Source organism: Granulosicoccus sp. 3-233, from assembly GCF_052681095.1.
The window spans coordinates 1,000,841-1,015,642 of sequence record NZ_JBQYLE010000001.1 but is presented as its reverse complement, the minus strand read 5'-3'; the positions used below and the strand labels follow the sequence as shown (position 1 = coordinate 1,015,642).

13 protein-coding genes and 6 tRNA genes are annotated in these 14,802 nt (G+C 55.5%); 1 reads left to right on the top strand and 18 read right to left on the bottom strand.

What is annotated here, in order from left to right; translation table 11 throughout:
* Positions 1-215 precede the first annotated feature (215 nt).
* Entirely contained in the window at positions 216-605 is a 390-nt protein-coding gene (mscL, locus tag ACUNV4_RS04455; protein ID WP_430877285.1) for a large-conductance mechanosensitive channel protein MscL, read from the bottom strand.
* A gap of 213 nt (positions 606-818) precedes the next feature.
* Between mscL and ACUNV4_RS04450 the strand changes: the two genes are divergently transcribed.
* Positions 819-1,154 (top strand): DUF2470 domain-containing protein, encoded by a 336-nt coding sequence (locus ACUNV4_RS04450; protein ID WP_430877284.1) that lies wholly within the window; start codon positions 819-821, stop codon positions 1,152-1,154.
* Between the two features lie 73 nt (positions 1,155-1,227).
* On the opposite strand, the gene ACUNV4_RS04445 is transcribed toward ACUNV4_RS04450, so the two are convergent.
* From ACUNV4_RS04445 to iscA, 17 genes are all read right to left on the bottom strand, one after another.
* Positions 1,228-3,159: a SurA N-terminal domain-containing protein gene (locus tag ACUNV4_RS04445; RefSeq protein ID WP_430877283.1), complete on the bottom strand. Its 1,932-nt coding sequence runs from the start codon at positions 3,157-3,159 to the stop codon at positions 1,228-1,230.
* 175 nt (positions 3,160-3,334) lie between these two features.
* Positions 3,335-3,411: transfer RNA gene (locus tag ACUNV4_RS04440), tRNA-Asp, on the bottom strand.
* Positions 3,412-3,416: 5 nt separating this feature from the next.
* Positions 3,417-3,492: transfer RNA gene (locus tag ACUNV4_RS04435), tRNA-Val, on the bottom strand.
* 7 nt (positions 3,493-3,499) lie between these two features.
* Positions 3,500-3,772, bottom strand: a complete 273-nt coding sequence (locus ACUNV4_RS04430; RefSeq protein WP_430877282.1) for an HU family DNA-binding protein — start codon at positions 3,770-3,772, stop codon at positions 3,500-3,502.
* Between the two features lie 322 nt (positions 3,773-4,094).
* The gene (gene lon, locus ACUNV4_RS04425) at positions 4,095-6,578 is read right to left on the bottom strand and encodes an endopeptidase La (protein WP_430877281.1); all 2,484 of its coding nucleotides are present in this window, start codon (positions 6,576-6,578) and stop codon (positions 4,095-4,097) included.
* 306 nt (positions 6,579-6,884) lie between these two features.
* Positions 6,885-8,180 carry an ATP-dependent Clp protease ATP-binding subunit ClpX gene (gene clpX, locus ACUNV4_RS04420; protein WP_430877280.1) on the bottom strand — a complete coding sequence of 432 codons (1,296 nt, stop codon included), beginning with the start codon at positions 8,178-8,180 and terminating at the stop codon, positions 6,885-6,887.
* Positions 8,181-8,331: 151 nt separating this feature from the next.
* The gene (clpP, locus tag ACUNV4_RS04415) at positions 8,332-8,949 is read right to left on the bottom strand and encodes an ATP-dependent Clp endopeptidase proteolytic subunit ClpP (RefSeq protein ID WP_430877407.1); all 618 of its coding nucleotides are present in this window, start codon (positions 8,947-8,949) and stop codon (positions 8,332-8,334) included.
* Positions 8,950-9,050: 101 nt separating this feature from the next.
* The gene (tig, locus tag ACUNV4_RS04410; protein ID WP_430877279.1) at positions 9,051-10,385 is read right to left on the bottom strand and encodes a trigger factor; all 1,335 of its coding nucleotides are present in this window, start codon (positions 10,383-10,385) and stop codon (positions 9,051-9,053) included.
* Between the two features lie 100 nt (positions 10,386-10,485).
* Positions 10,486-10,569: transfer RNA gene (locus ACUNV4_RS04405), tRNA-Leu, on the bottom strand.
* A gap of 80 nt (positions 10,570-10,649) precedes the next feature.
* Positions 10,650-10,725: transfer RNA gene (locus ACUNV4_RS04400), tRNA-His, on the bottom strand.
* A gap of 68 nt (positions 10,726-10,793) precedes the next feature.
* Positions 10,794-10,870 (bottom strand) — tRNA-Arg (locus ACUNV4_RS04395).
* A 40-nt stretch (positions 10,871-10,910) separates the two neighbouring features.
* Positions 10,911-10,987 (bottom strand) — tRNA-Pro (locus tag ACUNV4_RS04390).
* A 165-nt stretch (positions 10,988-11,152) separates the two neighbouring features.
* The gene (gene iscX, locus ACUNV4_RS04385; protein WP_430877278.1) at positions 11,153-11,347 is read right to left on the bottom strand and encodes a Fe-S cluster assembly protein IscX; all 195 of its coding nucleotides are present in this window, start codon (positions 11,345-11,347) and stop codon (positions 11,153-11,155) included.
* Positions 11,347-11,688 (bottom strand): ISC system 2Fe-2S type ferredoxin, encoded by a 342-nt coding sequence (fdx, locus tag ACUNV4_RS04380; protein ID WP_430877277.1) that lies wholly within the window; start codon positions 11,686-11,688, stop codon positions 11,347-11,349. Before fdx ends, iscX begins: the two co-directional genes overlap by 1 nt.
* A 71-nt stretch (positions 11,689-11,759) precedes the next feature.
* Positions 11,760-13,679 carry a Fe-S protein assembly chaperone HscA gene (gene hscA / locus ACUNV4_RS04375; RefSeq protein WP_430877276.1) on the bottom strand — a complete coding sequence of 640 codons (1,920 nt, stop codon included), beginning with the start codon at positions 13,677-13,679 and terminating at the stop codon, positions 11,760-11,762.
* Positions 13,680-13,712: 33 nt separating this feature from the next.
* Entirely contained in the window at positions 13,713-14,246 is a 534-nt protein-coding gene (gene hscB, locus ACUNV4_RS04370) for a Fe-S protein assembly co-chaperone HscB (RefSeq protein WP_430877275.1), read from the bottom strand.
* A 134-nt stretch (positions 14,247-14,380) separates the two neighbouring features.
* On the bottom strand, positions 14,381-14,704 hold the full coding sequence (iscA, locus tag ACUNV4_RS04365) for an iron-sulfur cluster assembly protein IscA (protein WP_430877274.1): 324 nt from the start codon (positions 14,702-14,704) through the stop codon (positions 14,381-14,383).
* Positions 14,705-14,802 lie beyond the last annotated feature (98 nt).

The window sequence follows — 14,802 nt, the reverse complement described above, 5'->3', positions numbered from 1 at the left end:
CCGGCGTTCGGGTTCAACGCGCAGAGACCTGCAGGCAGACGTGGCCGGCTTCGGCCTGTGCAGCTTCATCTGAAGCTGCATCAAGCGGCCGGCCCTACCTCGGCAAAGCCCTACCTCGGCAAAGCCCTACCTCGCGAAGCCCTACCTCGGCAAAGCCCTACCTCGCGCCCCCCCTCACCAGCCCTGAAGTCACCGGATCCGACCTTGCCGGTATTTCAGGTGCGCTGTTGTTTCAGCAAATCGCGGATTTCAGTCAGCAGCTGCACGTCGACAGGTGCTTCTTTCGGCTCGTCCACCTTTTCTTCTTCGACACTCCTTTTCATCCTGTTGATTGTCTTGAGGATCATGAAGATCACGAAGGCAATGATGAGAAAGTCGATCAAGGCCTGAATAAAGGCCCCATAAGCGATGGCCGCATCTCCTACGGTAATCGAGAGCTGACTGAAATCGACTCCACCCATGAAAATGCCGATGATCGGCATCAAAATGCTCTCCACGAGCGTGCCCACCATTTCGCTGACCGCAGCCCCGATGATGATACCGACCGCCATGTCGATGAGACTGCCTTTCATGGCAAATTCCCTGAATTCCCGAATAATGCTCACGCCTGTGCCTCCTGGAGTATGCTGTAACAGTAACTGACGACCATTGAATCATGGAGTAACAATGGCCGATATATCTTGTGTTCCTGCATCGGATAACATCCGAAGAAGCCGTTGCAATGGCAGGAAAACATGCCACTGCAGTACTGCTCATGGAACTGACCTATCAACGACTACACGTTATCATTCGGCTGCCACCGACACTCGGACATCATGATGAACACACGAGATGAGTTGGATCCCGAATTCGTAAGATCCGTTGTTTCTCACATGAACAAGGATCATGCGGACTCCTGCCTGTTCATGGTCAAGGCTTTTTCCGACCAGACGTCGGCTCAACGCGCCAAGCTGACCAACCTGGACCGAAACAGTCTGTATTTTTCCGTGGAGAATCCGGCGACAGACGACGCACGAGAGCCTTCTGCACCCGTGGATGTCAGAATCGATTTCTCCACACCCCTGCGCAATGAATTGCAGATACGCGGCGCGCTGATCAGCATGGCCAGCCATGCCCGCCAGATACTGTCAGCTGAATTACGCAAGAAAGACTGAATCTGAAAAGCAGAACGGGCTCACCTGCCAAGGCAGGTGAGCCCGTCGCTGCACCACTATTCAGCTTGCGCTATCAGGGAGAGGCCGTCGAATTGATTTCGACATCTGCGGACTCCCGCAGGCTCTCCAGCAACGCTTCGAATTCAGTACCACCCAGCTGCGGATTGGCACCTGCGGAGACTGCGGCAGGGTCTGCGCTGGCAGGATCTGTCGATTCAGTGACCTCAGCTTCCGAAACATCGATGGCAGCGAGACGCAGAGCCAGCAGATCACCGTTGTTCATCTGCACCTTCTCTGTCACTACCGTCTCGCCATCGGGGTGTGGCAAGGCAAACACACGAGTCACGACACGAGCGTCCAGTTCGGTAGATTGACGCTCCAGCACGACACCTTCCAGAGCCGACGCAAACTCATCCCCTTCGGCAATGGCCGCTGGAGCTTCACCGGCTGCCAGTTTCTCGAGCGCAGACTCCTGACGCGACGTCAGCATTTCGTTGGCGCGTTCGTTCTTGAGTTCCTCGGTGACCTGATCACGCACATCTTCCAGGGTCTTGTCTCGCTCCCCTTCATGTTCCAGTACACGCAGTACCACCACATGCCTGTCGCCGACTTCGATGATCTCCGAGTTCAGCTGCTCGTCCAGCAATTCCGGACCGAAAGCGGCAGACATGACACGGGGGTTGGAAAGCACAGGCCCGGAATCGGTTTCGCTATCGAGCCAGTCGGATGTCTTGAGCTCCAGGCCAGATACCTCACTGGCAGGCTCCAGAGAATCCGGATTGTCAAACGCCTGCTCCGACACGATCTCGCGGAGATCGAAGAATTCACGATCAGCCTCGTCCTGCTGCATGTCGGCAATGATCTCGTCCTTGACCTCCTCGAATGACTTGCCGGACTCCGGCGTCACATCATCCAGACGAATCAGGTGTACACCGAACTGACTGACCACGGGCTCTGACAGATCGCCTGCTTCATTCAAGGCGAAAACGGCTTCTTCAAACGCGGGATCCATACCGCCGGGAGCAATGACCCCCAGACTGCCGCCAAGCTCTGCAGTACCGATATCATCCGAGAACTCCCGGGCCAGATCGGCAAATGACTCTCCAGCTTCAACGCGCTGCCTGATGTCCGACAGCCTGGCAATCAATTCGTCTTCGTCACCTTGATCATTACTGAGCAGGATGTGCGATACCTCACGCTGCTCCGCCCGAATGAAATTGCCTCGATTGTCGTTATAGAAGGTCTCTGCCTGCTCTTCACTGATCTCGATATTGGCAGCGATGGTAGAGCTTTCGATCTCGATATAGCGAACCTTGACTCGCTCCGGAAACTTGTAGTTGTCCTTGTTTTCATCGAAGTAGGCAACGATCTCGTCTTCTGTCACGTCCACCGTCTCGGCAGCCTTGGCTGCATCGAATCTGACCGCATCGATGGTACGGGTCTGACGCGCCAGGGCAGACAGGCGTTCGGCTTCGGAGGGCAAGGTGAAACTGGTATCGCTGATGCCAGTTCTGAATTGATTCATGGCGGTATCGTCGCGAAAACTCTGCTCGAAAGCGGCTACCGACATGCCTGAAGCCCTCAACTGGTTCTGGTAGGTTTCACTATCGAATTGTCCATCGACCTGAAATGCCGGCAGATTCCGTATCGCCCTGCCCAGTGTGGAATCACCCACCGCAAACTTCTGTCTGGCCACTTCACTTTCGAGAACCTGCTGCGTAATCAGCTGTTGCAGAGCCTGCTCTCGAAGCAGCGACTCATTGGCAAAGGCTTCCGGCAACTGCCCACCGAACATTCTCGCCAGCTGCTGACGCTGTTGCTGATAGGCCCTTTCCAGTTGCAGCTGATCGATGGCCTGACCGTTGACTTCAGCTACGGGTGGTACAGATCCGCCACTGAGATAGGAACCGATTCCGACCAGAGCAAACGGGATGATGATGATCGTGATCAAGGTGTACTTGATGGGCTTGGAGTTTCTGACCGTCTCTCGGAGATCCAATAACATGATGAATGCAGTGCCTTGTTGATCAATAACCTGTCTTGCCCGTGCGTATCGATCTTCGATTCGCATGGCCCAAAAAAAAAGGGTGCCGAAGCACCCTTTTTAGTCTCTATCCGAAAATCCCGGTAGAGGATCGTTACTGTCAGCTCATCGCTGGCTCTGACAGTAACTCTGGTGTTGGCGGAGCGGACGGGACTCGAACCCGCGACCCCCGGCGTGACAGGCCGGTATTCTAACCAACTGAACTACCGCTCCAAAAATGGTGGGTGCTGACGGGATCGAACCGCCGACCCTCGCCTTGTAAGGGCGATGCTCTACCAGCTGAGCTAAGCACCCAAGCGTCTTAGTTTACAGCATCTTTCAAAGCTTTGCCAGCTTTAAAACTAGGAACATTTGATGCTGCAATCTGAAGAGGCTCACCTGTACGTGGGTTACGGCCAGTGCGAGCTTCACGTTTACGAACAAGGAATGTGCCAAAACCAACGAGAGTAACTGCGTCTCCTTGCTTCATGGCATCGGTTACTGCGTCCAATACTGCGTCGACCGCATTGGCTGCATCTGCCTTTGACATATCGCCCTTTGCGGCAACCGCATCAACAAACTCACCTTTATTCATAAACCGACTTCCCCGTTTGTACTGTTATTTGAACGCCAGTTTCTCATGACGCTGGTGAATACCCAAAAGCAATGTGCGAATCATACGCGAAAATAACTGAAAAACCCACCAACCACGCGGGTTTCAGCATAATCAAATAACTCTTGAAGAATCGCAACTCACCGGATCAGAGAATCTTTGTCCGTGGCCGTTCAACAAGGAGAATAGTATCCGAATTAATCGGGAAAGTGTGCAGGAACAATTGTGAAATAAATGACACACAATTAGTGAAACCGACCTGTTTACAAACAGGTCGGTTTCAGACTTGTAAAAAGCCCTTCGATCAGTGAGTCCTGACCTCTCCTGCAGCACCGCCCTGAAGCTCATCCTTGCCGGACACCGGGTCGGCAAGCTTCTCACCATCGGGCCCGGGTGAACTGGCCAATGCAACAGCCAGCACTTCATCAATCCACTGCACGGGGCGTATATCCAGACCAGATTTTATCTCGTCCGGAATCTCGGACAGATCCTTCTCGTTCTCGATCGGAATCAGGACCGTATCGATTCCACCACGTTGTGCGGCCAGCAGTTTTTCCTTCAGACCGCCAATCGGAAGCACTTCACCCCGCAGGGTGATCTCACCGGTCATTGCAACATTGGCACGCACCGGTACATCCGTCAGGCAGGATACGATAGCGGTACACATGCCAACACCGGCACTTGGACCATCTTTGGGAGTCGCCCCCTCAGGCACGTGCAGATGTATGTCCAGCTTTTCATGAAAATCCGCATCGATACCCAGTGACTGGGCCCGACTGCGAACCACCATCATGGCCGCCTGGATGGACTCCTGCATGACATCGCCCAACTGCCCTGTCGAACTCAGTTTGCCCTTGCCCGGCACCACCGTGGACTCGATCGTCAGTAGCTCGCCGCCGACAGAGGTCCAGGCCAGACCGGTCACCTGACCCACCTGATTCTCCTTCTCTGCCCGGCCATGACGAAAACGGGGAACACCCAGGTAATCACCAATGTTGTCGGCGGTGACTGCCACAGGCTCGTGACTGCTCGCTTCCTCACCCTTCTCCTTCAGCTCGAGTTCCAGTTCCATGACTTCTCTGACGACCTTGCGACAGATCTTGGCCACTTCACGCTCGAGATTACGGACACCGGCTTCGCGGGTATAGCTGCGAATGATTGCCATGATGGCATCATCACTGACGGACAGCTCGGACACCTTCAAGCCGTTGTCTTCCATCTTGCGTGGCAGCAGATAGCGCTCGGCAATGTTGGCCTTCTCCATTTCCGTATAACCGGGAATGCGAATGACCTCCATACGATCGAGCAGTGGCTCAGGAATGTTCATCGTATTGGCCGTTGCCACGAACATCACATCCGACAGGTCGTATTCCACTTCGAGGTAATGATCGGTAAAGGTATGGTTCTGCTCCGGATCCAGCACTTCCAGCAAGGCAGATGATGGATCACCACGAAAGTCCGTCGACATCTTGTCGATCTCATCCAGAAGAATGAGCGGGTTGCGACGCTTCACCTTCGCCAGGTTCTGCACGATCTTGCCCGGCATGGAACCGATATAGGTACGTCGATGACCGCGGATCTCCGCCTCGTCCCTGACCCCACCCAAAGCCATGCGGCTGAATCGACGACCCGTGGCACGAGCGATCGATTTCCCCAGTGAGGTCTTGCCCACACCAGGAGGTCCGACCAGACACAGAATGGGACCCTTGGCATGCCCGACTCTTTGCTGGACCGCCAGGTATTCCAGGATGCGTTCCTTGACCTTCTCCAGGCCATAGTGATCGTGCTCGAGCGTCTGCTCTGCCTGCTTGAGCGTATTCTTGAGCTTCGATTTCTTCTTCCAGGGCAGGCTTACCAGCGTATCGATGTAGTTACGCACTACAGTCGCTTCAGCCGACATCGGCGACATCATCTTCAGCTTGTTGAGTTCTGCCGTTGCCTTCTTGCGCGCCTCTTTCGACAAACCGCCTTCGGCAATCTTGCGCGTCAGTTCATCCGTCTCATTGGGCACATCATCCATCTCGCCCAGTTCCTTCTGGATGGCTTTCATCTGCTCGTTGAGATAGTACTCGCGCTGGCTCTTTTCCATCTGCTGCTTGACGCGACCGCGAATGCGCTTCTCGACCTGCAACATGTCCAACTCCGACTCCATGAGCTTCAACAGATGTTCCAGTCGTTCAGCCGGAGAAAACAGTTCCAGAATGGCCTGCTTTTCCTCGACTCGCAGAGACATCTGCGCTGCAATCATGTCGGCCAGCCGATCGGCATCGTTGACACCGGACAGCGAACTGAGTATTTCCGGAGGCACTTTCTTGTTCATCTTGACGTACTGATCGAACATGTTCGTGACCGAACGAACCAGTACATCGAGTTCCTTCTCATCGGCCTCGCTACCAGCCTCCGCTTCAGGTGCCGGAGGGAAGCTGTAATCGGCGGTGAAATAGCCTTTTTCTGCCGTGCTGACGTGATCGATCAGCGCACGCTGAACACCTTCCACCAGCACCTTGATGGTACCGTCGGGCAATTTCAGCAATTGCAGAATGGTGGCAATCGTGCCCACGCGGTGAATGTCGTCGTCAGTGGGCTCATCCACCGCTGCACTGGTCTGGGCAGCAAGCATGATGCGCTTGTCGGCCGACATGGCCGCATCCAGCGCATCAATGGACTTTTCACGTCCGACGAACAGAGGGATGACCATATGCGGATAGACCACGACATCACGCAATGGCAGGACCGGCAGCTGTGCAGGCTCGGTCGGTACTTCTTCAATGATTTCGGTATCAGTCACGGGGCTGAGCTCTCCTGTGTGAGGCTGACTTGTATAAGTCGAGCATACACGACAAGGTGAGACCCGCTTCGGAAAAATCAAGCGTGGAAACCCCGTGTAATCAGCCCTGTCGGGGAGTTTGCCGATAATTCGACTACCGGGGAATGACCCGGAGAAACGGCACCCTCAGATGTGCGAAAAGCCCCTTGCGGGGCTTTTCTTGAAGCAATATTGCCAGGCTTTCAGTCTCGCCTGCTCAGACAAGCGGACGTGAGCGGCTGACCGCCATCGACATCGATCCGCGATGTCGACAGCCCTGCCTGCCCGTCAGTCGTCAGAGGCTGCGCGCTTGTATTTCTCTTCTTCCATGACCTTTTCCTGCCCTTCGAGCAACAGATAGGGTTTGGCTTCGCCACGAACCACGGCAGCATCGAGAATGACCTTCTTGACGTTCTCGATACGTGGCAGCTCGTACATGGTATCGAGCAATACATTCTCCAGAATCGTTCTCAGACCACGAGCGCCGGTCTTGCGCTCCAGGGAGTTGCGGGCCACTTCGTACAGGGCATCCTTGCGGAATTCGATATCCACCTCTTCCATGGCCAGAAGCTTCTGGTACTGCTTGGTGATGGCATTCTTCGGCTCGACCAGGATACGCACCAGAGCTTCTTCGTCGAGTTCTTCCAGAGTGGCAACAACCGGCAGACGACCCACGAATTCCGGAATCAATCCGAAGCTGATCAGATCCTGAGCTTCGCAATCCATCAGCAGCTTGCCGATGTGATCATGACTTTCCTTGGATTTGACCTCGGCAGCGAAGCCGATTCCACCCTTGTCACTGCGCTTCTGGATGATCTTTTCCAGACCGGCAAATGCACCACCGCAGATGAACAGGATGTTGGACGTATCAACCTGCAGGAATTCCTGCTGCGGATGCTTGCGACCGCCTTGTGGCGGTACTGACGCAATCGTGCCCTCGATCAGTTTCAGCAGTGCCTGCTGCACACCTTCACCCGATACATCACGGGTAATGGAAGGGTTATCCGACTTGCGGGAGATCTTGTCGATCTCATCGATGTAGACAATGCCCGTCTGCGCCTTCTCGACATCGTAGTCGCATTTCTGCAGCAGTTTCTGAATGATGTTCTCGACATCCTCACCCACGTAACCGGCTTCGGTCAGTGTGGTGGCGTCGGCTATCGTGAACGGCACGTTCAATGTTCTTGCCAGCGTTTCTGCCAAGAGGGTCTTGCCCGAACCGGTTGGACCAATCAGCAGAATGTTGCTTTTCGCAAGCTCGACATCGCCCTTCTTGTCCTTGTACTCGAGACGCTTGTAGTGGTTGTACACCGCTACGGACAGGATTCGCTTGGCCTTGGCCTGGCCGATCACATACTGATCCAGCAGCTCGTTGATCTCATGCGGCTTGGGCAGTGAACTTTCCTCGTCACTTGCCTGCTCCTGCATCTCTTCGGTAATGATGTCATTACACAGATCGACGCATTCGTCGCAGATGAAGACCGACGGGCCCGCAATCAGCTTGCGAACTTCATGCTGGCTCTTACCGCAAAAAGAGCAGTACAGCAGTTTGCCGTCGTCTTTCTTGTCTTCCTGATCACTCATGTTTTTACAAACCTCTGGCTTTGCACCACATTGCCGTGTTTCCCGCGAACATTCAAGCACTCTTCCGGCACTTGAATCAGGGTTGTTGTGCAGATCACAGTCGCGATCAGGGAGGATCGCGACATGAGATCTAGCTCAAGTTTACGCCGGTCTAGCTCTCAGGAGTAGAAGAGTCTCCACTTGAGGCTACATTGACTTCTTCATCACGCGTCTGAACGATTCGATCCACCAATCCGTACGCTACGGCGTCTTCGGCTGTCAAGAAATTGTCACGCTCGGTATCGTCTTTCACTTTCTCGACGGTCTGTCCGGTGTGCTTGGCCATCAATTTGTTCATTCTGTCCTTTATCGACAGAATCTCTCTCGCATGAATATCAATATCCGTGGCCTGCCCCTGAAAACCTGCCGAAGGCTGGTGAATCATGACACGTGAGTTGGGCAGTACGAACCGCTTGCCCTTCTGCCCGGCTGTCAGCAGAAAGGCTCCCATACTGGCTGCCTGGCCGATGCACAGTGTGCTGACGTTCGGCTTGATGAACTGCATGGTGTCATAGATGGCCATGCCAGCAGTCACGGAGCCGCCGGGCGAATTGATATACAGAGAGATGTCCTTGTCAGGGTTATCCGACTCGAGGAACAACAGCTGAGCGACGATCAGATTGGCCATGTAGTCTTCTACCTGACCAACCATGAAGATCACGCGCTCCTTGAGCAGACGGGAGTAGATGTCGTACGCACGCTCACCGCGCGACGACTGCTCCACAACCATCGGTACAAGACCGCCGGCAGCATTCGGGCTGGCCGGAGCCGAAAACCCGTGATTACCGGACAGTGAGCTGTTGAAACCCCAAGTAGGACCTGAATTCATCGTTAGCTGTTCTCGCTATCAGCCGGAGCTTCTGGCTCCGACGGGTTCATGATGTCTTTGAATGTAGTTGGTTCATCGACAACTGTTGCAGCTTCAAGGACAGCGGATGTTACAGCTTCCTCAAGTACCAGGCCTTCGATGTTCTTCAACATCTCCTGGTTGCCGTAATAGTAGTCTATGACTTGTTGGGGATCCTGATAGGAAGATGCAAGTTCCTCGATCTGTTTTCGTACCGCTGCCGCATCGGCCTTGATTTCCTTCTGCTGGATGATTTCACCAACCACCAGTCCCAGTTGAACCCGGCGAGTCGCCTGCTCGGAGAACAGCTCGTCGGCCAGCATGGAAGAATCGGAATCCGCTGGCATCTGTTGCATGAGTTGTTCCCGCTGGCGTTTGATTTCTTCCGCGACCAGCGCACCCGGGACATCAATGGGGTTGAGCTTGACCAGTCCATCCATGACCTGTGTCTTCACCTGAGACTCGACACGCTGCTTCAGTTCGCGCTCCATGTTCTTGCGAATATCCGCGCGCAGACTCTCCAGAGTGCCATCCTCGATACCGAAGCTCTTGATCATTTCTTCGTCAAATTCGGGCAGTTTCGATTCCTTGACTTCGTGCACCTTGATATCGAATTCGGTTTCCTTGCCTGCCAGGTGCTCTGCCTGATATTCCTCTGGAAACGTGACTGTAATGGTTTTCTCGTCGCCGGCCTTCAAGCCCAGAAGCTGCGATTCGAAACCGGGAATCATGGCATTGCTACCCAGAACCAGAGGTGCTTTCTCGGCTTTGCCGCCATCGAATTCCTCACCGTCCATGCGGCCGACGAAATCGATCACGATCTGGTCGTCGTTGGCTGACTCACGCTCTACGGCAACGTATTCGGTGCGCTGCTTGCGCAGGTTTTCCAGCATCTCATCGACATCGCTTTCCTCGATGGTTACAAGCGGACGCGTTACGGTAATGCTGTCATCGAAAACCGGTTCGAATTCCGGATAGACCTCGAAGGTGGCCACAAACCGGAAACCGGCATCATCGTCATCTTCCGAAGCCGGAGCAGGCACGATATCCGGCTGACCGGCCGGACGCAGGTTTTCCTGTTGCACTGCATCGAAATAGGAGCGATTGATCATCGACCCCAGCACTTCGCCACGAACTTGTGGTTCGTAGCGCTTCTTGACGACTTTGAACGGTACCTTGCCCGGGCGAAAACCATTCATGCGTGTGGTTTTGCTCAGACTCTGGAGACGTTCCAGTACAGCGCTGTCGATGTCCTCGGAAGGCAGCGCTACGGTCATGCGGCGCTCAAGGCCTTGGGTGGTTTCAACGGATACTTGCATGCTTGCCTCTAGTGACCACGATGAGTGCCGCGGCCGCTCAGGAGCCGAACAGGGCCTGTCATCCGACGGTCAGGTGATGTGTCGCGCACGACACGAAAACTGGTGCGAAAGGGGAGACTCGAACTCCCACGTCAAAGACACTGGTACCTAAAACCAGCGCGTCTACCAATTCCGCCACTCTCGCAGAGTATTACTGTCAGCCGTCAATTATAACGAAAAATTCGGCAAGGATGCCGATACGTTACGCATGGATGAGGGATAAGGTGGGGTGAACGACGGGATTCGAACCCGCGACCACAGGAATCACAATCCTGCGCTCTACCAACTGAGCTACGCTCACCACAAGTACTGCCCGTCAAATTGCCAAAGCAAGGCTGGTTCAGCTTTACGGACCCTACGGCAAAGAAATGGTGCGCCCGGCAGGATTCGAACCTGCTACCCTCGGCTTAGAAGGCCGATGCTCTATCCACATGAGCTACGGGCGCTCTGCCGATAACCGGGCCGATAAACTGAATAAAGAAAAAGTGGTCGGGGTAGCAGGATTCGAACCTACGACCCTCTGCTCCCAAAGCAGATGCGCTACCAGGCTGCGCTATACCCCGAACTTCGTCTCTGTCAGCCGCACAATAATAACTACTGCATTTACAGGAGTCAACCGGTACGGAACGATTTCATGACAACTTTTTTGCGTGGTCGATCAATTTGCCGGTGTTGTTCCGAGTCGGTCGTGTGCGGAACTGCCACACGACCGGAGTACGGAATCGTATTCAGTCGACTTCATCCAGCCAGGTCATCTGGATGGCTTCCAGAATGCCTTCACTGGATTTCTCCGGATCATCATCGAACCCGTCGAGTGCCAGCACCCAGGCGTGCAGATCGGTGAATCGCACGTATTGCGGATCGACATCGGGGTGAGCTTCGCACAGCTCGATGGCAATTTCTCTGGTGTCAGACCATTTCATCAGTGAGGTGCCTCGGAAACCATGTTGATGGTGTACTTCGGAATCTCGATGACCAGGTCATCATCGGCAACGATGGCCTGGCAGCTGAGACGTGAATCGGGGTCGAGACCCCAGGCCTTGTCGAGATAATCCTCTTCCAGCTCATCCGCCTCTTCCAGACTTTCACTGCCGGTGCGCACATGCACATGGCATGTCGTGCAGGCACAGGATTTCTCGCAGGCATGCTCGATCGGCACACCGTTCTTCAGCATGGCATCGCAAATGGAAATACCCGGATCCACTTCGAATTCTGCACCCTCTGGACAGATTTCCGGATGCGGTTTGATCGTTACGGTTGGCATGACGCCTTGAACTCCTGTCTGATGTTTGTAGTTGGTTTCGTTCGACCCGCTGGCGAGCGTGCGAAGCGGCCTCAGGAATCCGAAGCGCAAGCCTCGTGCTTTGCCTTGCCGACGGCCGAGTCGATGTCATCCAGCCCCTGCCCTGACATCATCTGTCGGACACTGGCATTCATGCGTCTTTCGACATACTCGGCGCTGCCTTGTTCCAGCGCCAGGACTGCCTGCTTGATGACTTCGCGCTCTGTGCTGCTGTCGACAACCTGCTTCAGGCTGCTGATCAGCGCGCCAATGGCAGCACGCTCACCCGCATCCAGGTGCTCGTCACCGTCGGATTGCAACGCAGCCTCGATGGCTTCCAGTACACGAGCAGCCTCGACCTTCTGTTCCTGCAAGGCACGCTTCTGCATGTCTTCACTGGCATGATCCATGGACTCTCGCAACATGGTTTCGATCTCACCGTCCGACAGTCCATAGGAAGGCTTGACGTCGACGCTGGCCACCACGCCACTTTCGCGCTCCAGGGCACTGACCGTCAGCAGCCCATCGGCGTCCACCTGAAACAGCACCTGAATGCGCGCGGCACCGGCCACCCGAGACGGGATACCATTGAGCTCGAAGCGGGCCAGTGACCGGCAATCATCGACCAGCTCGCGCTCACCCTGCACCACATGCAGTGCCATCGCGGTCTGACCGTCCTTGTATGTGGTGAACTCCTGTCCCCGGGCAATCGGGATGGTGGTATTGCGCGGAATCACCTTTTCCACCAGACCGCCCATGATCTCGAGACCGAGTGACAGTGGCGTCACGTCCAGCAGCAGCAGATCACTGTCCGGCTTGTTGCCTGCCAGCACATCGGCCTGAATGGCGGCGCCAATGGCCACGACTTCATCCGGGTCGATGGATGTCAGCACCGGTCTGCCGAAGAATTCGCTGACCTTGTCGCGCACCAGGGGCACCCTTGTCGAGCCTCCGACCATGACCACGGCCGTTACCTGATCACGTTCGACATCGGCATCGCGCAGCACCTGACGGCAAGGCTTCAGAGTGGCGGCCACCAGCGGCATCACCAGCTCGTCGAAGCTCTCTCTTGTCAGCTCGGTTCGCACCTCATGGCCGGCGCGATCACCCCATTCGACCGACACCGACGCGGATGCAGACAGGGCCTCCTTCAGGCCACGTGCATAACGCTTGGTATCGGATTCCAGTTGCGAATCGGCCAGTGAATCGATACCGGCCTGATCCATCAGCCACTGAACCAGGGCGTTGTCGATGTCGTCTCCGCCCAATGCCGTGTTGCCAGCCGTGGCAAGCACTTCGAAAATCCCCTGCTGCATCTTCAGCAGAGAAATATCAAAGGTGCCACCACCCAGATCGTAGATGGCGACGATGCCGCCCTCTTCGTTATCCAGACCGTAGGCGACTGCCGCCGCAGTCGGCTCATTGAGCAGGCGCAATACCTGCAGACCCGCCAGCGACGCTGCATCCTTGGTGGCCTGACGCTGAGCATCATCAAAATAGGCCGGCACGGTCACCACAGCGCCGGCCAGCTCGCCACCGAGTGTCTGCTCGGCGGTCTGCTTCAATTCATGCAGGATTGCCGCGGACACGTCGATGGATGTCTTGTTGCCATCATGAGTCACGAAGGCTGGCAGAGAACCGCTTTCTGTGTCGAATTCATAGTGCTTGCTGAGCCAGGAATCGGCCAGATCGGCAGCCCCCTTGCCCATCAGACGCTTCGCCGAGCGAATGGTACTGCGAGAATCGCCGGACGATGCTTCTGCGGCATGCCCCACACGAGGTGTCTCGCCTTGCACATACTGCACGACCGACGGCACGGAACGGTGACCGTCGCTGTCCGGCAGCACATCGGCACTGCCACTTCTGACCGCCGCTACCAGCGAGTTGGTCGTTCCCAGGTCGATGCCGACAGCCAGACGCCGCTGGTGCGGTGCGTCCGATTGTCCGGGTTCGGCTATTTGCAGCAGGGCCACTTCAATACTCCATTGTGTTCGTGTTGATTCGACTCATGCGTCCAGACGTTCTTCCATGCTCTTCACTTCACGAGCCAGCTTGTCCAGGAACTGCCACTGCCGCACCGTGGTTCGGGCTTCGTCCCAGTTGCCAGCACCGGCCGCCTGATCGAAATTCTGCATCTGCTCGCGAACACCTGCTTTCAACTGCCCGCGCACAGCGTCCAGCTTTTCAAGCGGATCCGCCGCGGCTTCTGCAGCTTCGAGCGCCTCGCGATATTCCATCTGCTCCATCAGAAACATGGGCGACATCTGGGTATCGGTCTCTTCGTCAACGGATACTCCATTGAGTGTCAGCAGGTAGATCGCTCGCTTGAGATCATGCTTCAGTGTCTGGTATCCCTCGTTGACATGGCTCGCTGCCTGCATTGACCAGCGTCTCTCGGCCGCCGGCTTGGAGGCAAAGCGGTCCGGGTGCAGCTGCCGTTGCAAGTCCTGGAAACGAGCGATCAGGGTCGATTCATCGATGGCGAATTGCACTGGCAAACCGAACAAATCGAAGAAACTGCTGGACAGGTCAACCTGCATGACTAAGCGATCTCATACCGTGGTAACAACACTGCCCGGGCTATCGAACACCCGGGCAGTGCAGTGTGGCCGCTCGGCGACCGGAATCAGGAAGAGGCAGTCCCCTGGCAATCAGGTATCTGCCGCCAATACAGTCAGATGGTAAAGGACTCGCCGCAACCACACTCATCCTTGACATTCGGGTTGTTGAACTTGAACCCCTCGTTCAGGCCTTCCTTCGTGAAGTCGAGCTCGGTTCCGTCCAGATACACCAGGCTCTTCTTGTCGATGACGACCGTGACGTCGTTGTCCTTGAACACTTCGTCGTTGGCAGCCACCTCATCGGCGAATTCCAGCACGTAAGCCAATCCCGAGCAGCCGGTTGTGCGAACGGCCAGCCTCAGACCGATGCCCTTGCCGCGCTTTTCCAGAAAGCTCTTGATATGCCTGGCGGCACTATCTGTAAATGTCACGCCCATCTGAGAGAAAACCTCCGGACTCGGAGTGAGAGCGAATGCACGACGGGTCTCACCGTCATCGCTCTCACACCCTTGCCGTATTCTTGACCTATCGGAGA